The 22,111-nt window shown below is 68.8% G+C and carries 15 protein-coding genes; 4 read left to right on the forward strand and 11 right to left on the reverse strand.

Going from position 1 to position 22,111, the window contains the following annotated elements; all coding sequences use genetic code 11:
• Positions 1–27 precede the first annotated feature (27 nt).
• From HNP55_RS15260 to HNP55_RS15280, 5 genes are all read right to left on the reverse strand, one after another.
• Positions 28–351 (reverse strand): zf-TFIIB domain-containing protein, encoded by a 324-nt coding sequence (locus tag HNP55_RS15260; RefSeq protein WP_184301060.1) that lies wholly within the window; start codon positions 349–351, stop codon positions 28–30.
• 461 nt (positions 352–812) lie between these two features.
• A complete protein-coding gene (locus HNP55_RS15265; RefSeq protein WP_184301062.1) occupies positions 813–4,424 on the reverse strand; it encodes an ABC transporter permease/M1 family aminopeptidase in 3,612 nt (1,203 codons plus the stop codon).
• Positions 4,425–4,434: 10 nt separating this feature from the next.
• Positions 4,435–5,334: an ABC transporter ATP-binding protein gene (locus HNP55_RS15270; RefSeq protein ID WP_184301064.1), complete on the reverse strand. Its 900-nt coding sequence runs from the start codon at positions 5,332–5,334 to the stop codon at positions 4,435–4,437.
• A gap of 112 nt (positions 5,335–5,446) precedes the next feature.
• Complete coding sequence (locus tag HNP55_RS24690; RefSeq protein ID WP_184301065.1) at positions 5,447–7,639, reverse strand: tetratricopeptide repeat protein; 2,193 nt, start codon at positions 7,637–7,639, stop codon at positions 5,447–5,449.
• A 9-nt stretch (positions 7,640–7,648) separates the two neighbouring features.
• Positions 7,649–9,445 (reverse strand): DUF885 domain-containing protein, encoded by a 1,797-nt coding sequence (locus HNP55_RS15280; RefSeq protein ID WP_184301067.1) that lies wholly within the window; start codon positions 9,443–9,445, stop codon positions 7,649–7,651.
• 422 nt (positions 9,446–9,867) lie between these two features.
• Here HNP55_RS15280 and HNP55_RS15285 point away from each other — a divergent pair, with 422 nt between their 5' ends.
• Genes HNP55_RS15285 through HNP55_RS15295 form a run of 3 tightly spaced genes read left to right on the forward strand, consistent with a single transcriptional unit; the run spans position 9,868 to position 12,097 of the window.
• Positions 9,868–10,281 carry a DoxX-like family protein gene (locus tag HNP55_RS15285; RefSeq protein ID WP_409993748.1) on the forward strand — a complete coding sequence of 138 codons (414 nt, stop codon included), beginning with the start codon at positions 9,868–9,870 and terminating at the stop codon, positions 10,279–10,281.
• 12 nt (positions 10,282–10,293) lie between these two features.
• Positions 10,294–10,440, forward strand: a complete 147-nt coding sequence (locus tag HNP55_RS15290; protein ID WP_184301069.1) for a hypothetical protein — start codon at positions 10,294–10,296, stop codon at positions 10,438–10,440.
• On the forward strand, positions 10,424–12,097 hold the full coding sequence (locus tag HNP55_RS15295; RefSeq protein WP_184301071.1) for a SulP family inorganic anion transporter: 1,674 nt from the start codon (positions 10,424–10,426) through the stop codon (positions 12,095–12,097). The genes HNP55_RS15290 and HNP55_RS15295 overlap by 17 nt, the downstream gene beginning before the upstream one ends.
• Here the strand turns inward: HNP55_RS15295 and HNP55_RS15300 are convergent.
• Positions 12,094–13,872, reverse strand: coding sequence for a methyl-accepting chemotaxis protein (locus HNP55_RS15300; RefSeq protein WP_184301072.1), 1,779 nt, complete (start codon positions 13,870–13,872; stop codon positions 12,094–12,096). The genes HNP55_RS15295 and HNP55_RS15300 overlap by 4 nt on opposite strands.
• 219 nt (positions 13,873–14,091) lie before the next feature.
• On the opposite strand from HNP55_RS15300, the gene HNP55_RS15305 reads away from it, so the two are divergent.
• A complete protein-coding gene (locus tag HNP55_RS15305) occupies positions 14,092–14,877 on the forward strand; it encodes a type III pantothenate kinase (protein WP_184301075.1) in 786 nt (261 codons plus the stop codon).
• Positions 14,878–14,879: 2 nt separating this feature from the next.
• Here the strand turns inward: HNP55_RS15305 and HNP55_RS15310 are convergent, their stop codons facing one another.
• The 5 genes from HNP55_RS15310 to hslV all read right to left on the reverse strand — a co-directional run bounded on the left by HNP55_RS15310 (position 14,880) and on the right by hslV (position 22,085).
• Positions 14,880–18,188, reverse strand: a complete 3,309-nt coding sequence (locus HNP55_RS15310; protein ID WP_184301077.1) for an ATP-binding protein — start codon at positions 18,186–18,188, stop codon at positions 14,880–14,882.
• A gap of 39 nt (positions 18,189–18,227) precedes the next feature.
• On the reverse strand, positions 18,228–19,232 hold the full coding sequence (locus HNP55_RS15315) for a PEP-CTERM sorting domain-containing protein (protein WP_184301079.1): 1,005 nt from the start codon (positions 19,230–19,232) through the stop codon (positions 18,228–18,230).
• 97 nt (positions 19,233–19,329) lie between these two features.
• Positions 19,330–20,142 (reverse strand): potassium channel family protein, encoded by an 813-nt coding sequence (locus HNP55_RS15320; protein ID WP_184301081.1) that lies wholly within the window; start codon positions 20,140–20,142, stop codon positions 19,330–19,332.
• Between the two features lie 72 nt (positions 20,143–20,214).
• Positions 20,215–21,516 (reverse strand): ATP-dependent protease ATPase subunit HslU, encoded by a 1,302-nt coding sequence (gene hslU / locus HNP55_RS15325; RefSeq protein WP_184301084.1) that lies wholly within the window; start codon positions 21,514–21,516, stop codon positions 20,215–20,217.
• Entirely contained in the window at positions 21,513–22,085 is a 573-nt protein-coding gene (gene hslV, locus HNP55_RS15330; RefSeq protein ID WP_184301087.1) for an ATP-dependent protease subunit HslV, read from the reverse strand. The genes hslU and hslV overlap by 4 nt, the downstream gene beginning before the upstream one ends.
• Positions 22,086–22,111 lie beyond the last annotated feature (26 nt).

The following is a 22,111-nucleotide window of genomic DNA, read 5'->3' on the forward strand; positions in this document are numbered from 1 at the left end:
ACGCCAGGAGAGTTTTGTTAGTCGCGCTTATTTGAAGAGCCTGCTCAGCCAGGACTTCTTGCGTTTGTAGTGGCCGCGCTGGGAAGCGTAGGGCCGCTGCAGCTTGTTCAAGGCCAGCTTGAGCAAGCGCTCCAGCACCCATCCGGCCAGGCCTTTGCCGGCGCTGCCCTGCCGGCCTTGGCCTGGGTAGGGGCCATAGCCGCCCGGCCCCGCTTGCGGCCGGCCCGCCAGCAAGCGTTCCAACTCCCCCTTGGCCAGCCAATGGCCACCGCATTGGATGCATGAGTTCAGGCGGGCGCCTTGGCGTTCGAAGAAGCGCAGGGAGACGTGGTAGCAGTTGGGGCAGTTCATGGGCAGGCGTGATGGGTCTGGGCTTGAGGGTTTTGGCCTTGCATAGCTTGGCAGGGCGCAGATGGGGTTTGGCTCGGGCCCTGCAAGTGCCGCAGCGCCAGGGCTGGGCGAGCAGCGTGCGGTGAGCGTTTTTGGCTGCGCTCCTTGGCGGACTCAATGGTTTTGCACCAGCGTTTTGCGGCATTGCCCGGCCCGCGTTTGGCCGGTATTTGGGGGTCTCAATGGTTTTGCCGGCGTTTTTGGGCCCGGCCTCGTTTTTTCAGGGACGGTCTCGATGGTTTTGAACGCGTTTTTGGGCCTGTTCTGCCCTGTTTTTGAGCCGGTTTTTCCAATGCCAAAGGCCCACCGGATTTGCAGCCGGCGGGCCTTTGTTTGCGGGCATTTGTCGCGCAGTCGGAAAGCCGCTTTTTCTGAAAGTCAGCAGCCCTTACTTTCCGCCTGCCTTGTTGTCTGCCAAGTCGTCAGCGCAGCTCGACCTTGACCAGGTTGTCGTCCGAGTTGCGGTCCAGCACCAGGTTGTAGGGGTCGGCGCCGACAAAGGCCGGGGCCCGGTCCAGCAGCAGGCGGATCTCCTGCCGGCCGGTCTTCAGCGCCTGCCTTTCCATGCGCAGCACGGCGGCCTGGCTGAAGCCCTTCTTGCCCGGCTCCGCGCTGAAGGCGCCGATGTCCAGGGCCTCGCTTTGCAGCGGCACTTCGGTCTCGTGGCCCTTGCCATCGGCGTAGAACTTTTTTGCCTCGACCGTGAAGCCCACCTCGAACCTGCCGTCGGCACGCTTCTGGGCCCAGGCCTGGCTGGCCTTGATGTCGTAGAGCGTGATGCGCTCGAACAGGTCGGCGATCAGCTGCTCATGCTGGGGGCCGGCCTCGGCGCGCAGCAGGCGCAGGAAGTCGCGGCTGTCGGCATAGGGCGCGGGCTTGAAGGCGAACTCGGCCAGCAGCTTGCGCAGGGCGCGGTTGACGACGTCTTCACCCACCGCCTCCTTCAGCGCATACATGGCCACGGCGCCCTTGCGGTAGTGGATATAGGGCTGGTTCTCCACCCGGGCCAGGGGCAGCTCCTCCACCAGTTCGCTGGCGCGCGAGCGCAGATAGCTGTCCAGCTCGTACTTCAGGAATTTGCGGATCTGCGCACGGCCGTAAAGCTTCTCCATCACCAGCAGGGCGGAGTACTGGGCAAAGGTTTCGCTGAGCAGGGTCATGCCCTGCTTGTTGGCGCCGTTGATCTGGTGGGCCCACCACTGGTGCGCGATCTCGTGGGCCGTCACCATCGTGACGAGATCCACTTTTTCCTCGCTGTCCTCGTCCTTGAAGTCCTGGATGAAGCCGATGGCCTCGGAGTAAGGCATGGTGCCGGAGAAGGCCTGGGCAAAGCGCTCGTAGGCGGGGAACTCCAGGATGCGCGCATGGCTGAATTGGTAGGGGCCGAAGGCGCGGCTATAGACCTCCAGAGAAGCCTTCATCGCAGCCAGCATGCGGCCCACATTGTGCGCATGCGGCGGGTGGTAGAAGACCTGCAGGGCCACGGGCTTGCCCTGCGGGCTTACCCAGTTTTCCTGTTGGATCTGGTAGCGCGCCGATTGCAGGGAGAAGAAGTTGGCCACCGGCGCCTCGCTGCGCGTTTCCAGCGTGCGGCGTGCGCCCGGGCCGCTGCCGCTGATGCGGTCGCTGATGATGCGGCCGGGCGCCACCGGGGTCTGGTCGGCATCGGTCGTCAGAGTGATGTGGGCGCTGACCCAGTCGCTGTCGCGGCGCAGATAGTTGTGGGCGCGAGCGCTCTCGTCCTCCAGCTTGGCCACCCGCTGTTCGGGCGGCAGGCCGTACTTTCTGCGCTTGGCCCGGTCGTCCAAAAAGTAGCGGCGCTGCACGCCCAGACCTGGGGTGAGCATGGCGTGATTGACGAAGCTGCCATTGGCCACGATCTGCGTCAGTGGGCGGTCGTTCACAAAGCCCTTTTCTTCCAGCAGGGTGCGAAAGCGCAGGCTGCGGCGTTCGCCCGGCTGCATGGGCGTGGCCAGGCGGTAGATGCGGTAGTCAAAGCGCTTCAGGTCTTGCTCCAGCCTGGCACCGTCCAGTTCCAGGGCCTGCATCTGCAGGCCCCGCATCCAGGCGATATGCACCTGGCTGATGGGCTGGCCGCTGCGGTTCTCCAGCACATAGCTGCCCTGGGTCTCGGCACGGGTCTGGCGGGGGAAGAGATCCACCTGCAACTCCAGCTCGGCGATGGTGGGCTGGGGCAGCTCGGCGTAGGGCAGCAGGGTTTTTTCGTAATCGGCCTGTCTTTGTTCGGCGGCCGGGGCGGGCTCGTACTCGTTCAGCACATGGGTGTTGTAGAACACCCAGGCGCCGCAGCCCAGCCAGGCCAGGCTGCTCGCCCCCAGCAGCAGGCCGGCGCGGCCCCTGAGGCGGTGGCGCAGGGCTTGCAGGCGGGGGCGCAAGCGGGTCTCCGCACCGCGCCGCCACAGCAGATGCGTCAGCGCCAGCAGCACGGCGCCAAAGGCCAGCCAATAGGCTTGCAGCCAGGCGCGGCCTATCCAGAAGCGGCCCATGGCATTCATGTCCGACAAGGGCACGGCGGGCGCTTCGCCAAAGGTGTAGAGCTTGTCTTCAAAACCCAGCGTGGCCATCACCATGGTGGCGACCGTGAAGACCAGCATCAGGGCCCAGCCCACATATTTGTGGGGTGACAGGGCTTGAACAAAGACCGACAGAATCGCCAGCAACAAGGCCGCGATCAGGCCCGGCAGCACAAGCCATAGCAGATAGCCCAGGGGCTGCAGATCGAAGTAGCCTTTGGCCAATTGCAAAGCCATGCCGGCGGCCGAGGCCACCAGATAGCAGCCCAGCAGCACGCCGCTGATGGCCAGGACCTTGGGCGCCAGAAAAGCCCAGTTGGGCGCGGCGCTGGCGTCGACGATCTCGTGCATGCGGCGCTCGCGGTCACGCCAGACCAACTCGCCCGCATAGTAGACGGCGATCAGTACGAGGATGAAGCTGAAGCCGCCTTCCAGCACCGTCACCACCGAGCGGGTGACGGGGAAGTAGCTGACGCCACGCTCCGTGGCGCTGATCAGCAAGGAAGCCAGCGCATTGAAAAGGCCTATGGCCAGCAAGACGAAGAAGGCCGGGCTGCGAAACACAAAAGCCATGTCGAAGCGAGCCAGGGCCAGGAATTGGGCCAGGCCGGTGCCGCGCCCTCGCTTGGGTGCTGCCAGGGGCTTGAGTTGAGGCGGCGGCTCGTTCGTGGTCTTTGCCTTCTTTGGGTGAGACCGCGTACGTTTGGGCTCGAAGCTGAACAGGCGGTAGGCCAGGGCAAAGAGGGCCGCGGCGGCGGCCAGCCAGATCAATCGGTTTTGCAGCAGCAGGCCTTGCAGCGGGGGCAGCAGGCTGTTGCGCTCGACCGTGGTCCAGTACTTGGTGGCCTGGCCCAGGGCACCGATGCCGAAGGGGTCGCTGAGCGCCGCCAAGGTGTTGAAGGCCGGGTCGCGCAGCAGGGCGCGCGAGGCGCCGAACAGCACCAAAAAGGCCACGGTGCCCACATAGCTCCACATCATCGAACGGGTCACGGTGGCCAGGGCGAAAAAGCCTGCGCCCAGCACCAAGAGCGTGGGCAAGCCCATCACCAGGCTGGCGTAGAGGTAGTGGCTGAGCACCAGGGGGCCGATCTGCTCGGCATCCTGCCAAGGCATCAGGGAGCCGATGGCAAAAGCCAGGGGCACGGCCAAGGTCACGAGAAAGGCCACGGCCATGGCGCCGATGAAGCGGCCCAAAAGATAGTCGAACTTGCGGATGCGGGTGGCACGCAAGAGCGGGGCGAAGCCGCTTTCTTCATCGCGCAGCACCACATTGGCGACAAAGGCGGTGACGATGAAGATGGCCATCACATGCATGGTGGCCATGGTCTGCAGCAAGGCGTAGGGTGCGTTCAGATGGGTGCTGCCCCTGGGGCCGCCGATCTGGATATTGGGCGAGGTGACGGCGCCAAAAGTCAGCAGGAAAAAGATCAGAAAGCTCAATACAAAGAGTGGCGAGCGCAGTTGGTAGCGCGCCTCGAAGGCGGCGATTTTCCTCAGCATGTTTCGCTCCTCAGGCCTGGGCTGGTGCCTGCGCCCTGGCCTTGCGTGCCTGGGTCAGGGTGGCGAAGTAGAGGTCCTCCAGATCAGCGCTCACGGCTTCGAAACCGTCGCCGGGCGACTGATCGGCCAGCACATGGATGCGGGTCTGGCCGCCGCGCAGGCGGTTGGAAATCACCTGGTGATCTTGCTGATAACGCGGCAAGTCAGCGCTGCGAATATTGCGCCGCCAGACGCGCCCGGCCAGGCCGAGGGTCAGGTCTTGCGGGGCGCCGGTCTGCAGAATGCGGCCGCCGGCCAGGATGGCCATGCGCGGGCAGAGGTCGGCCACGTCCTCGACGATATGGGTGGACAGAATCACCACCACCTGCTCGCCGATGGCGACCAGCAGATTGTTGAAGCGGTTGCGCTCCTCGGGGTCCAGGCCGGCGGTGGGCTCATCGACGATGATGAGCTGGGGCTGGCCGATCAAGGCCTGGGCCACGCCAAAGCGCTGGCGCATGCCGCCCGAGTAGCCGGCCACGGCCTTGTTGCGCACCTCCCAGAGATTGACCTGGGCCAGCAAGGTCTCCACCGTGTCCTTCCGCACACCCCGGTCGACCACGCCCTTGAGCACGGCCAGATGGTCCAGCAACTCATAGGCCGAGACGCGCGGGTAGACGCCGAAGTCCTGCGGCAGATAGCCCAGCGTGGCGCGCAGGCGCTCGGGGGCTTTCAGCACATCGATATCGCCAAACTGGATGCTGCCCTGGCTGGGCGTCTGCAGGCTGGCGATGCAGCGCATCAGGCTGGACTTGCCCGCGCCGTTCGGCCCCAAGAGGCCGAACATGCCTTTGGGGATTTGCAGATTGACGTCGGCGAGGGCTTGGGTGCCGTTGGCATAGGTGTGGCTCAGGGCCTGGATGGTGAGCATGGCGTCCGTTTCTTTGGGTGCAGAAGACGGGGCGCAGTGTGCTCAGCCAGCCGCCGCCAGGCCAGGCGCATGCGAGCAACGGTAGAAAGGCTGGGATGAGCTGCAGCGGGGGCTAGCGCAAGACCCTGTTTTGCAGCCCTTGCCGCAGCGCCTGCTCAAAGGCCCGCACCACGGCCACATCCTGGTCGGCCCGAGGCGCTGCCGCGGCCAGGGCCTGGCGGCGGGCTTGGCTGGCCGCGGCCGGCTCCTGGGCCAGGGCCAGGGCCTTGGCGATGTAGTCGGCCCGGCTGTTCACCACGCCGTCCGCCATGTCCACCTTGCGCAGCAGGCCGGCGGCCAGGCGCTGGCGCATCTGGGGGCCTTCCCAAGTGACGATGGGAATGCCTTCGCGCAAGGCCTTCCAGGCCGTGGTGTAGCCAGAGAAGGCGGGGCAGTCGAGGAAGACGTTGCAGCGCTGCAAGGCCAGCCTGAACTGGCCCTCGTCCAGCCGGGGCAGGAAGCGCACAAAGTCCTGCGCATCCAGGCCTTGCTGGGCAAAGGCGGCGGCCAGGCGCTCGCGCAAGATTTCGGTGGCTTCGTCCTGCCCGGCGTCCACCGGAATCGCGAAGCGGCAGGCGCCCAGGCGGCGGGCGATCTCGGGGTAGAGCGTGTCGTGCTCCGGGTCGAACTTGAGCAGGCTTTGCGGGATCAGAAAAACCGGCGCGCCCGCGGCATCGGCCAGCAGCGCGTCCAGGGCCGCGCTGGGCCGGGCCTGCACCTCGTAGGCCTGGGTGCAGCAGCCGCTGCCGGGCAGCTGGATCAGGGTCTCGCTGTAATGGCTTTGGGCGTCCGCGGGCTCGATCAGCTCACCCGAGAAGAACAGGTCGATTGCGGCGATGCCGGTCGTGATGGGGTGGCCCCAGCCGGCCGCCTGCAGCGGCGCCAGCCTTTGCTGGGCCAGGCGGTAGCAGAGCGTGTCCATGCCCAGCTCGGGGTAGAAAAGAACGTCTTGCGCGTCCTGCGCGATCAGGCCGGCCCAGCCGGCGCCCTCGGTCAGCGAGGCGGCATCGCGCCAATGCGGAACGGCGGCTTTGGCGAAGCGGGTTTCGGCATCCTCAAGAGCGCCGAGGTGGTAGATCGTGACTTCAAACATCTGCGGGTCCAGATGCTGGATCAAGCTCTTGAGCACGATGTCCCAGACGGAGTGGCGGCGGATATGGGCCGAAACAATGCCCAGGCGCAGGGGGGCGCTTGGATTGCGGGGCGGCAGGGCCCTGGCCTCGGGGGCGCTCAGCGCGGCAAAGCGCTGTAGGCGCTCCCGGTGATTGCCCGGCCGGTAGGCCAGGGCAAAGGGCAGGGTGAGCAGGTTGAACGGCCCCGGCCTGGCCGCGCGCCAGGGTTCTAGCATGGCCAGGCCGGCGTCGAAATTTGTCAGTGCTTGTGCGGCGTCAGCAGCGCTGCCCACCATTTTGGGCAGGGCGAACACCAGCTCGGCCAGGCGGTAGGCGGCGCTGTTCGGGGCCGCGGCGCTGCAGCGGCCCAGCAGGGGCTGCATCGCCTTGAACTTGCTTTGCCTGTGCAGCACCAGCAGCAGATTGCACAAGGCGTCGGCCGACTGGGGTTGTAGTGTGAGGGCGCGCTCGAAGGCTTGCTCGGCCTCGGCCAGGCGCTGCTGGCTGTGCAGCAGGCTGCCCAGGGCGTTGTGGGCCTCGGCCAGCTTGGGGGCCCGCTGCAGCAGCTGGCGCAGCAACTGCTCGGCCTGCGCCAACTGGCCCAGATCGCTGAGGGCGAGGGCGTAGTTGTAGAGCACGTCCAAACGCTGCGGTTCAGCGGCAAGAACTTCCTGGTAGAGCGGTATGGCCTCCTTCAAGCGCCCCAGCTCGCGCCAGACATTGGCCAGATTGCTGCGGGTGGAGAGGCTGGCCGGGCGCAGGCGCAGCGAGGTTTGCAGCGCGGCCGCCGCCTCTTCCAGGCGGCCGGCGCGCCGCAGGGCCACGCCGAGGAAATCGTGGGCGCCGGGTTTTTGGGGGGCCAGATCCACGCAGCGCTGGCAGGCGGCCAGGGCGTCTTTTTGCTGGATCAGCAGCACCCGGGCCAGCGAGAGCCAGGCCGGCAGAAAGCGCGGTAGCTTCTCGATCTGCGCGCGCGCCGCCGCTTCCAGCTCGGCCTGCGCGCCGCCGGCCTCCAGCGCGCCCAGCAGGCCGCGGTTGGCATCCTCGCGCAGCGGGAACTGCTGCAGCAGTTCGCGGTAGAGGGCGGCGGCTTCGGTGGGCCGACCTTGTTGTTCCAGTTGGGCGGCTTTGCGCAGCAGGGAGGCGGGGTTCATGCGGGCATGCTAACCCGCAGCTAGCCACCTCTCGATCTTGGCCTCCAGCAGGTCCAGCGGCAGGGCGCCGTCCTCCAGCAGCTGGGCATGGAAGTCGGCGTGGCTGAAGCGCTCGCCCAGGCGTTTCTGGGCCTGTTCGCGCAGCGCCAGCATCTTCAGCTGACCGATCTTGTAGGCCAGGGCCTGGCCGGGCCAGGCCATATAGCGCTCGGTGGCGCGGCGCGCCTCGGCCGCGTCTATGCCTTCGGTCTGCTGCATGTACTGCATGCTTTGCTCGCGCGTCCAGCCCAGGGCATGCAGGCCGGTGTCGGTGACCAGGCGCACGGCGCGGTGCAGATCGGCGCTCAGATGGCCCAGCCGCGTCATCGGGTCTTCGTACAAGCCCATCTGATAACCCAGGGTCTCGGCGTACAGGGCCCAGCCCTCGACAAAGGCGTCGTTATAGATGTAGCGGCGCCAGTCGGGCAGGGGCAGCTCCTGCTGCAGCGCGATCTGGAAGTGGTGGCCGGGCTGGCCCTCGTGCAGGAACAAGCTCGTCATGCCCGGGGTGGCGATCTCGCGCGGGTCCATGATGACCTCGAAGAAGACGCCGGGGCGCGAGCCGTCGACGGCCGGGCTCATATAGTGCGCGCTGGCCGTGGCCTTGCTGATTTCGGGCTCGGCCCGTATCTCCAGCGCGGCCTTGGGGCCGCGGTGGAACAGCCGGGGCAGGGCGGCCACGACTTGCTCGTTGATGCGGGCGTAAGCGTCCAGCACCTCCTGCTCGGTCCTGAAGGGGCGGTACTCGGGCCGCATGGGCTGCTCGCGCAGAAACTCGCTCAGCGAGCCCTGGCCGCCGAAGAGCGCGTGGATCTTGGCCATCTCGGCGTGGATGCGCGCCACCTCGCTGAGGCCCAGCGCATGGATGCTGTGCGCGTCCATGCGGGTGCTGGTGGCTTCATGGATGCGCTGGGCATACCAGGCCGCGCCATTGGGCAGGCCGCTCAGGCCGGCGCTGGCGCGTGTGTGGGGCAGATAGTCCTGGTGCAGAAAGCGCAGCAGGGCCTGCATCGAGGGCAGCAGGCGGCTGCGGATTTCCTGCTCGTAGCGGCGGCTCAGGTCCGCCCGCTCGGCCGGGCTGAAGCTGGCCGGGAACTGGCGCAGCGGTTGGGCGTAAGGGTGTTGATCCAGCGCCGCGGAGGCCAGCGGCTGCAGGGTCAGCAAGGCCTGTTCGATCAAGGCGCGCGGCTGCACGATGCCGCTGCGCAAGCCCTGCCGCATATTGGCCATGGCCTGGCGGTTCCATTCCGGCAGGCGGGCCAGGCGCCGCAGAAAGTGCCGGTACTGGCGGGGCGTGTCCAAGGCCTGTGTGCCCTGGCCCGAGGCCATCTGCGCCAGCGTGACGGGCATGCCGCCGTAGTGGTCGATGGGCAGCAGGGCGGCGGGGAAGGCCAAGTCCTCCAGCCTCAGCTGGGCCTGGCGCCGCAGCAGCTGCAGCGAGAGCTGTTGCCGGGGATCGAGCTGGGCCTGGGGCAGGCTGGCCAGCTCGCGCAGCAGGCGTTGCTGCAAGGCTTTTTGCTGGCGCTGGTGGGCCGGGGCGATGGCGATTTCCAGCTTGTCCTCGAAGCGCTCGCCGCCCATCAGCTCGCTGCCCATCAAGGGGCTGAGCGCGAGGCTGTTCGCCAGATAGCGGGCGCCGATCGCGTCGAGGCGGGCGCCTGCGGCCTTGTCGTCCTGCGGCTTGGCCGGGGCGGCCCAGGCTTGGGTGCCCAGGCCAAGGCCACCAGCGGCCTGCAGCAAGCGGCGGCGTGAGAGGGGTTTGTGCATGGCTGGGATCTCCCTGTCGTTCTTGGTGGCGGCACCGCGGTGTCGGTTTGCGCGCGCTCGGGCGGGCAGCCAATGTAGGGCGCCGCTCCGCCGCCCCGTCCTAGGATTTACCCAGCAGCCGGCGGCCCATAATGGCGCAGCTTCGCGCGAGCGAGCCGGTGTTTGATTGAACCTAGATTCGGCAGTTGGCCGCTCGCTCTGACCTGGAAATATCGATGTCTACTGTGTTCTTGCCTGTTAACAGCGATCAAATTTTGGGTGACAGCGCTACACGCCCGCCTGTCTCGCCAAACGGCGCGCTGGCTGCGTTGCTTCTCCTTGTGGGCAAGAGCCCACCGCGTCGGCGCGCCTTGCCAACACACCGCCTGGCGAGCCCTTCGGGCGCGCCCAACCGCCGAATCTAGGTTGAAGGGACGGAGGCCATGGCATTGGGTGAGGACATGGCAAGCCAGGCGCCTGGCTTGCCGGCAGGCATGCAGCAGGGCTTGCGCTTGCTGCGCTGGAGCTTGGTTTCGGTGTGGTTGCTGACTTCGGTGTTCAGCGTGCTGGAGCTGAACGGGCAGAGCAGCGCCTTGCTGGTGCAGGCCGGCGTGCGGGACGCGCAGCTGCGCACCGTGCTGGTCCTGGGCGGCGCCGGCGTGGACCTCTTGCTGGGCCTGGCCATGCTGCTCTTCCCGGGCCGCCGCAGCTATGCCGCGGCCTTTGCCGGCATGGTTTTGATGACCGTGCTGGCCGGCGTCTTGCTGCCCGATCTCTGGCTCCATCCCCTGGGGCCCTTGATGAAAAACCTGCCCATTGCCGCGGCCCTGTGGCTGTTGTGGCGGCAGGGTGCTTAGGCAAACACAGGCATGGATGCGGTCGAGGCCCTTCTTCAATTCAACAAGGGGCGCGAACCCGAGCGCCTGGCGCTCAAATACCAGCGCATGCGGGCCGACGCCCACGCCTTCGATGCCGCGTTTGACGCCGGAGCATTCGCCCATGTTCGGTCTGTTTGACAACTTGCCGCAGCGCGCCGTCGTGCCGCGCCCGGTGCGCGCGGGCGACTGGGTGGCCGGCCTGTGCGTGGCCGGCATCCTGCTGCCCGAGGCCGTGGCCTATGCGGGCCTGGCCCGCCTGCCGGTCGGCTATGCCTTGACGGCGATGCTGGTCGGCCTGGCGGTCTATGCCTTGTTCGGCGGCAGCCGCTTCGCGATTGTTTCGCCCACCTCGTCCACCGCCACCCTGTCGGCGGCGGCGGTGCTGAGCCTGCCGGGGGCCGGTGCCGGGCTGTTCTACGGCCAGGCCTTGCTGGCCCTGGTGCTGCTGGCCGGCGCCCTGCTGTGCCTGCTGGCCTGGGGCCGGCAAGGGGCTTTGTCGGCCTTTGTCTCGCGGCCGGTGCTGCGCGGCTTTGCCTTTGCCCTGGCCCTGTCCATCGTCATCAAGCAGCTGCCCGATGCCCTGGGCCTGGCCTTGCCGCCCGAGGTGGCGCACGAGCCCCTGCCCCTGCTGCTCTACGCCCTCGGCCACCCCCAGCTCTGGCATGGGCCCAGCGTGGCCGTGGCGTTGCTGGCGGGGCTGTGCATCGGCTGCTTGCGGCGCTGGCCGCGGGTGCCGGCGGCCATGGTGGCGATCGTCTTGGCCATCGCGGCGGCGGCGCTGCTGGACCTGGCCGGGCATGGCGTGGCCGAGGTCGGGGCCTTGCCGCCGCTGCGCTTCGCGCCGGGCTGGCCCCAGCTGCCCCTGGCCGATTGGCTGCAGCTGGCCGAGCTGGCTTTTGGCCTGGTGGTGCTGATCTTTGCTGAGTCCTGGGGCAGCATGCGCACCCTGGCCCTGGCCCATGGCGACCGCCTCGACCCCAATCGCGAGCTGCTGGTGCTGGGCGCCTGCAATCTGGCCTCAGGGCTTTTGCAAGGCATGCCGGTGGGGGCGGGCTTCTCGGCCAGCGCGGCCAATGCGGCGGCGGGTGCGCTCAGCCGGGCCGCCGGTGCGGTGGCCCTGGGCGTGATCGTGCTGGTCCTGCTGCTGGCCCTGCCGGCCCTGCATCTGCTGCCGCGGCCGGTGCTGGCCGTGGCCGTCATCGGCGCCCTGGCCCATGCCCTGCACCCCAAACCCCTGTTGGCGCTGTGGCGCATGAACCGGGACCGCCTGCTCTTGCTGGGGGCCATCGCGGCCGTGCTCTTGCTTGGCGTGCTGCACGGCATGCTGGCGGCGATTGCGCTGTCCCTGGTGGCCGCCCTCAAGCGCTTCAGCCAGCCGGTGGTGCATGAGCTGGGCGAGCTGGGCCAGAGCCGCAACTTCGTCGTCATCAACAACGGCAATGGCGCCCAGGCGGTGCCGGGCCTGCTGGTGCTGCGGCCCGAGGAGCCCTTGTTCTTTGCCAGTGCCGAGCGGGTGGTGGCCGATGTGCTGGCCCAGGTGGCCCAGCGGCCGGGCCTGCAATGCCTGGTGCTGAGCCTGGAGGAAAGCTCGGACCTGGACAGCACGGCCGTGGAATGCCTGCAGGAGCTGGCCCAGCGCCTGCGCGAATCCGGCCAGACCCTGCTGCTTTCGCGGGTCAAGGAGCGGGTGCGGGAGCTGCTGCAGGCCTGGGACCCGCAAGGCCTGGGCGCGCCGGAGCGCATGTTCTGGAGCGTGGCGGATGCCGTGCAAGCCAGCCGTTCGCTCCGGACTTAGAAGGTCTCCCAATCGCCATCGTCGGCCGCCGGCTTGGGGGCTGGGGCGGGCTTGGCCGCGGCGGGGGCTTTGGCCGTAACGGGCGCAGCCAGCGGGATGGGCGCGCTGCTGGCGGCCTTGCTCGGTGGGCTGGCCTTGTTGAGCTTGGGCCGGCTGGCAGGGCTGGGCGCCGCGCCGGGCTTGACGCTGGCGGGAGCCCGAGCCGGCGCGGCCGGGCGGCTCGCGCGGGCCTCGCCGCCTTGCAGCTTGAAGCCGCTGACCAGCTCGGCCAGCTTGCCGGCCTGCTCGCGCAGGGACTCGGCCGCGGCGGCGCTTTGCTCCACCAGGGCGGCGTTCTGCTGGGTCATATGGTCCAGCTGGCCGACCGAGCCGTTGACGGCGCCTATGCCCTCGCTCTGCTCCACCGTGCTGGCGCGGATCTCGCCGATGATGTCGCTGACCTTGCCCACGCTGCTGACGATCTCGGTCATGGTGCTGCCCGCGTCCTGCACCAGGCGGGCGCCGGCCTCGACCCGGTCCACGCTGGCGCCGATCAGGGTCTTGATCTCGCGCGCGGCCTCGGCGCTGCGCTGGGCCAGGCTGCGCACCTCGCTGGCCACGACGGCAAAGCCGCGGCCCTGCTCACCGGCCCGGGCGGCTTCCACGGCCGCGTTCAGGGCCAGGATATTGGTCTGGAAGGCGATGCCGTCGATGACGCCGATGATGTCGTTGATGCGCTTGGAGCTGCTATTGATCTCGTCCATGGTGGAGACCACCTGGCCCACCACCTCGCCGCCGCGCTGGGCCACCTGGGCGGCGCTGCCGGCCAGCTGGTTGGCGGTGGCGGCGCTGTCGGCGCTTTGCTTGACCGTGCCGGTCAGCTCGCTCATGGCGGTGGCGGCCTGCTGCAGATTGGAGGCGGTCTGCTCGGTGCGCTGGCTCAGGTCCAGATTGCCGCTGGCGATCTCGCTGCTGGCGGTCTGGATGCTGTCGGCGCTGTGACGCACCTCGCTGACGATGCGGTTGAGCGAGTCCTGCATGGCGCTGAGGGCGCGCTGCACCTCGCCGATCTCGTCGCCGCGGTCCACCTCGATCACACCGCTCAGATCATTGCGGCCTATGCGCTCGGCCTGCCGCACCAGGCGGGCCAGCGGGCTGGTGATGGAGCGGGTCAGGAAAAAGGTCGAGATCGCCAGGCAGCCGACGATGCCGAACATCACGCCGGCCGCCGCCCAGACGGTGCGCATGCGTTCGGCACCGGCGGCCTCGCGGGCCGCCTGGGCCCGCTCATGCTCGAGATTGACGAAGTCCTGCTGGGCGACCAGATAAGCCTTCAGGGCCGGCTGGGCCTGCTCTTTCAGCGCCGTCACCGCGGCGGCCGAATTGCCGGCTTCCTTCAGCTTGATGGCCGCGCTGCGCGCCGCGATATAGGCTTCGCGCAGTCCGGCGATCTTGGCCATGGTGTTCTTCTCGCCCTCGCTGAGGGCCAGGGTCTCCAGGCGCTGCTGGATCTCGGCCACCTGGGCCGAGGCGGCCGCGATCTCCGGCTTGAAGGTCTCGGCCACCACCGGGTCGCTGCTGAGCACGCCGGCGATGGCGCGGGCCGCATTGGCCTCGGTCAGGCCGCGCCAGCGCAGGGCCAGCTCGTAGATGTCTTGCTGCCCTTGCTGGGCCACCATGCTCTTGGCCAGCAAGGCCTGGGTGCGGAAGTAGGTGCCCCCCGCCATCAGGATGACAAAAAATGCCAGCACGATGATGGGGAGCCATAGCTTGGTCGCGATGGAGATGGATTTCATGGGGGCTCCTGCCGTGTTTTTGAGGGGGGCTGCCCGCGCCGAGTGGAGGGGGAATTCCAAGCATAACGAGCCAAGTGCACGCCTTTGGTCCGAAAACCGCTGCATTTAGCCACCGCTTCGCGCCTTTGCCCCTGCCGCGCCTGTCCCTGCTTCTCGGCTTGGGCAGGCCTGCCGAGCTGTTAGGCTAGGTGACTTTTGCCAAATTTTTGCCGCCGCACCATGAGCTTCTTGGCCATAGACATCGGAAACACCCGCCTGAAATGGGCGCTTTATGCCTCGCCGCAACCCGGCTCGGCCCTGTTGGCCCACGGGGCGGTGTTTCTGGAAAACATTGAAACCCTGGCCGATGGGGATTGGCGCGCCCTGCCCGTGCCGCACAGCGTGCTGGGTTGCAATGTGGCGGGGGACGCGATGCGCCGCCGGGTCGAGGAGCAGCTGGAGATCTGGGAGGTGGAGCCGCGCTGGGTGGTGGCGAGCAGCCATGCCGGAGGGGTCACCAACGGTTATGACGTGCCCGGCCGCCTGGGCGTGGACCGCTTTGTGGCCCAGATCGGGGCGCGCTGGCATGTGCTGAACCGCTTTGGCGCCAAGGCCGGGGCCGCCCCCTGCGCCGCCCTGGTGGTGATGGTGGGCACGGCGGTGACGGTGGACGCGCTGGACGCCGGCGGGCGCTTTCTGGGCGGCCTGATCCTGCCCGGCCACGGCATCATGCTGCGCGCCCTGGAGGGCGGCACGGCCGGCCTGCGCGTGCCCACCGGCGAGGTCAGCGAGTTCCCCACCAATACCTCGGACGCGCTGACCAGCGGCGGCACCTATGCCATCACCGGCGCCATCGAACGCATGCACCGCCACCTGGAGAAGCGCGCCGGCCACAGGCCGCTAACGCTGATGACGGGCGGTGCGGGCTGGAAGGTGTCACCGACGCTGGAGATCCCGCACGAGCTGGTCGAGTCCTTGATCTTCGACGGCATGCTGGCCCTGCAGTCGCACCGGCTGGCGCTGTAGCGCTAGCGAGACTCCCTTCGCAGCGCGCGATTGACCGGGTTGCGCTGCACAAAGCTGTCCAGAAAGGCCTCGGGCACCTGCTCGGCGGCGCAGTGGGCCAGCCAGGCCCGGCCATCGTTGTGCAGGGCCCGGGCGGCCTCCGCCTGGCCGCTCAGGGCCAGGGCCTGGGCGCAGGCCAGCCAGTACTCGCCCTTGTAGATGATCTCGGTGTCGAATTGCTGGGCCAGGCTGCGTGCCGCCTCGACATGGCCCAGCGCTCGCGCGGGCTGGCCGGCGCGTACCGCGCAATCGGCGCCCCGCACATGGGCGGCCAGCGCCAGGCCGAAGCGCTCATGCGCGGCCGCCCAGGCCGCCAGGCCGCTGGCCATGGCCTCGCCCGCCTCGGCGGGCAGCAGCGGGCAGGCTTGCAGGCAAACCACGCGGTAGGGGATGTCCTCGCGCTGCGGTGCCAGCAGGGCCAGGGCCTCGTCCGCCTGCCGCCGGGCCAGCGCCAGCTCGCCGGCCAGGCGGGCCAGCTCGGCGCTGTGCGATAGCCACAGCCCGCGCCGCGCCGGCAAGCCGACGGGAGGCGGCTCGTGCCGCTGCAGCAGCTGGCGCGCCCGCCCATGCTGGCCCAACTGGGCGTAGGCCAGCGCCAGGCGGTGCGAGACGCTGAAGGCCGCCGCTGCATCGGGCCCGACATCGGCCATGCCGGCCAGCGCATCCTCCATCAAGGCCAGCGCGGCCCGGTACTCGCCCAGGTCGCGGCGGCGCCAGCCCAGCGTGGCCTGGCGATGCAGCAGCAGGCCGGCCAGCGCTTGCTGCGAGCGCATCAGCTGCAGGCCGCGGTCCATGGATTCGGCGGCGCGGCGCAGCCAGCCGCGCTTGGCCTGGGTCTGGCCCAGGCTGAACAAGGCCGTGGCGGTGGCCTCGTGCAGGCCCTGGGTGCGTGCCAGCTCGCATTGGCGCTCATGCACCTGGGCGGCCTCGACCAGGCGGTTGCCGTAGTCCAGCGCCAGGCCCAGGCTGTTGTAGTAGGCGCATAGCAGGGTCGGTGGCGCCGCTTGCTGAGCCCAGTCGCGCAGCGGCTCCAGCAGGGCCAGCGCGGCGCCGATTTCGCGTGCGTTCAGCAAGCCCTCGGCCAGCGGCAAGGCCAGGCCCAGGGCCAGCTCGGGGCGGCCCTCGCGCTGTGCCAGTGCAATGCCTTGTTCGCAGGCGGCGCGGCGCGGCCCGAAGTCGTCCACCCGCTGCGCCAGCGCATGGGCCAGCACGGCCAGCGCGCGCAGTTGCTGGCCATCGTCGCGGGCCAGCTGCAGGGCTTGCTGGGCCAGCTCCAGCACCTGGGGCCCCAGGCTTTCGCACAGGGCCGCCTGGGCCAGGGCCAGGCCGGCTTCGAACTGGGCCTGGCCGTCGCCGGCCGCGCGCGCGCATTCGGCGGCCTGGCGCAGCAGCTGGCCTTCTTCCAGCCGGCGCAGGGTCTGGCGGGCCTGCACGGCGGCCTGGCTATAGGCGGCGGCCGCGCGCGGCCAGTCCTGGGCGGCGCGCCAATGCCCGGCCAGGCGCACCGCCGGCGTGCGGCCCTGGCGCTCCAGAAAGGCCGCGACCTGGCCATGCAGGGCGCGCGCCACCGGCAGCGGCACCGAGGCGCGCGCGGCCTCGAAGATCAGGTCGTGGGCAAAGCCGCCCTCGCGCAGCAGCTGGGCTGCCTCCAGCTCGGCCCAGGGTTCGGCCAGTTCAAGCAAACGCAGGCCCAGGACCTCGGCGGCCAGCTCGGCCGAGAAGTCCTGGCCGGCGATGGCGGCGCAACGCGTCAGTTGCACGGCCGGCGCCGAGAGCCGGCCGATGCGGCGCATGATCAGCTCGCCAATCCGCGGCGGCGCGGCCAGTGCCAGGCCGGGCTGGCTCAGCCAGGCTTTCACGCTTTCCAGCACGAATAGCGGGTTGCCGCCGCTGTGGCGGTACAGCGCCTGGGCGTCGATCGCGCCGGGTTCGGCCAGGCCCAGCGAGGCCAGCAGTTCAGCCACCTGGGCCAGGCTCAGCGGCGCCAGCGGCATTTGCGCCAGCGTGCCGCCCAGCTCTTGCAGCAAGGCCAGCGTGGCCGGCGCCAGCTCGGCCGGCCGGGCCGCGGCCAGCCAGCGCAGGCCCGCGCTTTGGGCCAGCACGGGCAGGGCGGCCAGGCTGGCTGCATCGGCATGGTGCAGATCGTCCAGCAGCAGGGCGCTGAGGCCTGTGTCGCGGCTCTGCTCGATCAGGGCCAGCACGGCGTTGAGAAAGCGCGCACGCTGGGCTTCGTTGGCCAGGGGCCTGGCCTCGCCCAGCTCGGGCAGCAGGCGCGCCAGCTCATGCCGCAGGGCCGGCGGCGGCGGCTCGGGCCGGCGCGCCAGCAGGGCCCGCAGCAGGCGGCTCAGCAAGGCATAGGGCAGCTGTTCATCGCCGGCGCGGGCCGCCAGCGGCAGGCAGCCCTCGCGCACCAGCGCCAGGTCGGCCAGCAGCCGGCTCTTGCCCAGCCCGGCCTCGCCCAGCAATAGCAGGGCCTCGCCCTGGTCCCAGGCCTGCAGCAGGCGGGCCCACTCGGCGTCGCGGCCGATCAGGCGGGGCGGGCGCAGCACGCTGGCCGGCACCGGCCGTGGCCCGGGCGGCAGCGGCTCGGTTTGTTGCTCGATCTGGTGCAGCAAGGCCAGGGTTTCGGCCCCGGGGCGTACGCTCAGCTCGTCTTTCAGCAGGCGTTCGCAGTCGTCAAAGGCGGCCAGGGCGGCGGCCCGATCGCCGCGCAGATAGTGCAGGCGCATCAGGCGGCGATGCGCATGTTCTGAGCCGGGTTGCAGCGCGAGCAGGCGCTGGGCCAGTTGCAGCGCTTGGGCCAGATGGCCTTCCCGCTCGGCCAAGCTGGCGGTTTGGGCCAGGGTTTCGGCCTGCTGTTGGCCCAGTTGCTGGCGTTGTAGCTGCAGCCATTGCTGCAGCGCCGGCTGTTTGTCAAAGCGCTGCGTGCCCAGCAGCGGCGCTGGCGCCGGCCCGTGCAACACGTCCACCCACACGGCCGCATGCAGCGCCAGATCATCCGGCCCATTGCTCTGCAGCAGCGGGGCCAGCAGCGCGCGTTGCGCCCACAGCAGCTGGCGCAGATTGCGGCGGGCGGCGGCTTCGTCCTGGGCGGGGTAGAGCAGGGCGGCAGCCTGGCCCCGTGTTTGCGTACCTTCCAAGGCCAGCAAGGCCAGCAGCACGGCGATGCGCGGCCCCAGGGCTTGCGGCATTGCGTTGGCCACGGCCAGACGCGGGGCGCCGCACAGGTGCAGGCGCACAGCGGGTTCGGCGCAGGCGGGAGCGTCGGGCATGGCTCAGTGTCGCATGCGCCCCAAGCGCAGTGCCGGTGCTCAGTGCCGCCGCCGCAGGCCCGCCAGCAAGGCCAGCCCGCCCAGCAGCAGCAGGCCGCTGGCGGGCTCGGGTACCACCGCAGCCACGCCGTAGTTCAGGCCCGAGTCGGCGCTGAGGCTGTAGTCGCCGACGGCGCGGCCGTCTTGCAGATAGACCCCGCTCATGCCGCCCCATAGCAGGGTGTGGGACATATCGGCCGTGCCGGCAGACTGGCCGCTGCCCGCCATCTTGTAGTAGGCGATGGTGGCGTTGGCACTGCTGAAGCTGCGCAAATGGTAGGCCATCGTGGTGGCGTTGCCGAAGATGAAGTCCACCCGGATCGGCAGCGCGGTGATCGCGCCGGCCTGGTAGTTGCGGTTGCTGCCGGGGTCGGAGCTGGCGGCGGCGCAGGCCAGGTGGCCGGCCATGCCGACCGCCGTGCAGGCATCGTCCCAGGACTGGGTGGTCCAGTTCAGTCCCGTGCCAGCGACGACGACCGAGGCCGTGCTGCTCATCTGCATGTACAGCGAGGAGCCGTCGGGGTTGCGGATATTGACGGAGGGGCCGCTGACCATCGCGCCGACATTGCCCGTGAGCTGCAGGCTGGCCTCGAAATAGCCGCGCTGGCCGGCCAGGCCGGCGGCGTTGAGAGTCAGCCGGTCCTGCCAACTGGCATTGGCCTCGGCGCTGAGTCCGGCGGTAGCGATGCGTTCGTAGAGATTGCCCTGGCTGTCATGGTTGTGGGCATAGACCTGGGTGGCGCTGGAGGCGCTGACCGCCAGGTGGCCGGCGCTGGCGTAACCCGACACGCTCAGTGCGCCGGCCGCCGAGGGTCCGGTGACATGACCATCGGCGCTGCCGGACGAACTGGTGTGGCCCGGCTTGATGTCGTTGAAGTTGATGGTTTGCTGGGCGTCCAGGCCGCGGCCATACAGCGTTACCGAGGTGCTGGCCATCGCGGGGGCGGCCAGCAGCGAGGCCAGCAGGCCCAGCAGCGGGGTGAGGGGGGTGCGAGAGGGGTGCATGTGGGGCTCCTGACAAAGGGAGCCTCATGCTGGCAGGCCTGGCGTTAGTTGGGCGTTAGGCCACAAGCGCGTTCAGCGCATGAGGCGCGACAGGTCTTCATTCCCGGCCAGCTTTGCGCACGGCCGCCAGCTCCTCTTTGATGCTGGCCAGTTCCTCGTGCACGCTGCGCAGCTGGGTGTGCATATCGCGCAGGATGTCCTGCTCCAGATGGCGCTCGGCGCTCTCCACCCACATGGCGGCGATGGCCGCCGTGACCAGGGACAGCACGGCATAACCGAGCAGCACGACGAATACGGCAAAGATCTTGGCCGCCGGCGTGGTGGGCACGATATCGCCATAACCCACGGTGGCCGCGGTGGTGAAGGCCAGCCAGAGCCCGTCGCTCAGGCTGTGGGCGCGCGGCTCCAGGGCCCAGAAGCCCACGCCGCAGAAACCCAGCACTAGCAAGGCCAGCGTGAGCAGATAGCCCAGGCCGCCGCGCGTCACCCAGGACTTGATGGCCCAGACCATGCGCAGCAGGGTCAGCATGGACACGAACAGGCGAATCGCCAGCGAGGCCGGCGAGGCGGCGCTGGGCGGGATCAAGGCCGCCGTCAACAAGCCCAGCACCAGGATCAGGTCCAGCGCATTGCTGCGCAGGTATTGGCGCGGGTGGCTGAGCTTGCGGGCCACCCGCCACAGCGAGGCCGCCGTCATGGCCGCGGCGATCAGGTAGATGGCGACCGCCAGCGGCGTGGGCAGGTTCTCCAGCAGCTCGATATAAAAGGCCGGGATGGTGCACAGCAGGGCGATCAGCACCGGCCAGCGCCAGGCTTTCTCGGCCCGGCCGGCCGCGCTATTCAGCGCCGGCGGCAGGGCCAGCCCCCAGCTGCGGGTGGTGAGGTGGGGGGCTTTGCGTTGCTGCGGCATGAGGCCCAGCTTAAGCGCTCGGCGGCCTTGCGCTCTTGAGATGAATCAAGCGCGCGAGACCGCCCTCGGCAATCAAAGAATGAAGCGCGACAGGTCTTCGTTCCTGGCCAGCTCGCCCAGCTTGGCATTGACCTCTGCGGCGCCGAGCTTGACGGTCTGGCCGCTCAGCTTGGGGGCGTCGAAGCTGATCTCGTCCAGCAATCGCTCCATCACCGTGGCCAGGCGGCGGGCGCCGATGTTCTCGGTGCGCTCGTTCACCTCGTAGGCGATCTCGGCCAGGCGGCGGATGCCGGATGCGTCCAGTTCCAGCGTCACGCCCTCGGTGGCCAGCAAGGCCTGGTACTGCTTGACCAGGCTGGCATGGGTGCTGCTGAGTATGGCCTCGAAGTCGTCCACCGACAGCGAGCCCAGCTCGACCCGGATCGGGAAGCGGCCCTGCAGCTCGGGGATCAGATCGCTGGGCTTGCTGAGGTGGAAGGCGCCGGAGGCGATGAAGAGGATGTGGTCGGTCTTCACCAGGCCGTACTTGGTGCTGACCGTCGTGCCCTCCACCAGGGGCAGCAGATCGCGCTGCACGCCCTGACGCGACACTTCAGCGGAGCCGGTGTCGCTGCGCGAGCAGACCTTGTCGATCTCGTCGATGAAGACGATGCCCATCTCCTGCGCGGCGGCGAGGGCGGCGGTCTTGATCTCGTCCTCGTTGAGCAGCTTGGCGGCTTCTTCCTCCACCAGATGCGTCAAGGCTTCCTGGATCTTGAGCTTGCGGGCCTTGCGTTTGCCGGCACCGAGCTGGGAGAACATGCTCTTGAGTTGCTCGGCCATCTCCTCCATGCCTTGCGGGCCCAGGATCTCCATGCTGGGCTTGGCTTCCAGCAGTTCGACCTCGATTTCCTTGTCGTTCAGCGCGCCCTCGCGCAGGCGCTTGCGCATGATCTGGCGGGTGCTGTTGTCGGCCTCGCTGCCGGGCAGCAGGATGTCCAGCACCCGGTCCTCGGCGGCGTCCTCGGCGCGCAGGCGCTGGCGCTTCAGCTGTGTTTCGCGCTCCTGCTTGATGGCCATCTCGACCAGGTCGCGGATGATGGAGTCCACGTCCTTGCCCACATAACCCACCTCGGTGAATTTGGTGGCCTCGACCTTGATGAAGGGGGCGCCGGCCAGCCGGGCCAGGCGGCGCGCGATCTCGGTCTTGCCCACGCCGGTGGGGCCAATCATCAGGATGTTCTTGGGCGTGATCTCGCCGCGTAACTTCTCATCCACCTGGCTGCGGCGCCAGCGGTTGCGCATGGCGATGGCGACGGCGCGCTTGGCCGGGTGCTGGCCGACGATGTGGCGGTCCAGCTCGGACACGATCTCCTGCGGTGTCATGGCACTCATTCCAAAATCTCGAGGGTGTGGTTTTGATTGGTGTAGATGCACAGATCGCCGGCAATCTCCAGCGACTGCTTGACGATGTCGGCCGCGCTCAGCTCGCTGTGCTTGAGCAGGGCGCGCGCGGCGGCTTGCGCGTAGGCACCGCCCGAGCCGATGGCGATGATGCCTTGCTCGGGTTCCAGCACATCGCCGTTGCCGGTGATGATGAGGGAGGCCGTGCGGTCGGCCACGGCCAGCATGGCCTCCAGGTGGCGCAAGACGCGGTCGGTACGCCAATCGCGCGTCAGCTCGACGGCGGCGCGCACCAGATGGCCCTGGTGCTTCTCCAGCTTGGCTTCAAAGCGTTCGAACAGGGTGAAGGCGTCGGCGGTGGCGCCGGCAAAACCGGCCAGCACCTGGTCGCGGTGCAGCTTGCGCACCTTGCGCGCGCTGGCCTTGACGACGATATGGCCCAGGGTCACCTGGCCGTCGCCGCCGATGGCGACCTGCATGCGGCCGTCTGGCAGGGCACGGCGCACGCTGACGATGGTGGTGCCGTGGAAGAGGGGGGAGGATTGTTGGGCTGAGTCCATGGCTGCACAGATGGATGTGGAAGCCA

It is taken from the genome of Roseateles oligotrophus (assembly GCF_014204525.1).
Taxonomy (GTDB): Bacteria; Pseudomonadota; Gammaproteobacteria; order Burkholderiales; family Burkholderiaceae_C; genus Paucibacter_A; species Paucibacter_A oligotrophus_A.

Coding starts and splice junctions, on each gene's coding strand:
- HNP55_RS15260 (WP_184301060.1), bottom strand. CDS start 351: ATGAACTGCCCCAACTGCTACCACGTCTCCCTGCGCTTCTTCGAACGC.
- HNP55_RS15265 (WP_184301062.1), bottom strand. CDS start 4,424: ATGCTGAGGAAAATCGCCGCCTTCGAGGCGCGCTACCAACTGCGCTCG.
- HNP55_RS15270 (WP_184301064.1), bottom strand. CDS start 5,334: ATGCTCACCATCCAGGCCCTGAGCCACACCTATGCCAACGGCACCCAA.
- HNP55_RS24690 (WP_184301065.1), bottom strand. CDS start 7,639: ATGAACCCCGCCTCCCTGCTGCGCAAAGCCGCCCAACTGGAACAACAA.
- HNP55_RS15280 (WP_184301067.1), bottom strand. CDS start 9,445: ATGCACAAACCCCTCTCACGCCGCCGCTTGCTGCAGGCCGCTGGTGGC.
- HNP55_RS15285 (WP_409993748.1), top strand. CDS start 9,868: ATGGCATTGGGTGAGGACATGGCAAGCCAGGCGCCTGGCTTGCCGGCA.
- HNP55_RS15290 (WP_184301069.1), top strand. CDS start 10,294: ATGGATGCGGTCGAGGCCCTTCTTCAATTCAACAAGGGGCGCGAACCC.
- HNP55_RS15295 (WP_184301071.1), top strand. CDS start 10,424: ATGTTCGGTCTGTTTGACAACTTGCCGCAGCGCGCCGTCGTGCCGCGC.
- HNP55_RS15300 (WP_184301072.1), bottom strand. CDS start 13,872: ATGAAATCCATCTCCATCGCGACCAAGCTATGGCTCCCCATCATCGTG.
- HNP55_RS15305 (WP_184301075.1), top strand. CDS start 14,092: ATGAGCTTCTTGGCCATAGACATCGGAAACACCCGCCTGAAATGGGCG.
- HNP55_RS15310 (WP_184301077.1), bottom strand. CDS start 18,188: ATGCCCGACGCTCCCGCCTGCGCCGAACCCGCTGTGCGCCTGCACCTG.
- HNP55_RS15315 (WP_184301079.1), bottom strand. CDS start 19,232: ATGCACCCCTCTCGCACCCCCCTCACCCCGCTGCTGGGCCTGCTGGCC.
- HNP55_RS15320 (WP_184301081.1), bottom strand. CDS start 20,142: ATGCCGCAGCAACGCAAAGCCCCCCACCTCACCACCCGCAGCTGGGGG.
- hslU (WP_184301084.1), bottom strand. CDS start 21,516: ATGAGTGCCATGACACCGCAGGAGATCGTGTCCGAGCTGGACCGCCAC.
- hslV (WP_184301087.1), bottom strand. CDS start 22,085: ATGGACTCAGCCCAACAATCCTCCCCCCTCTTCCACGGCACCACCATC.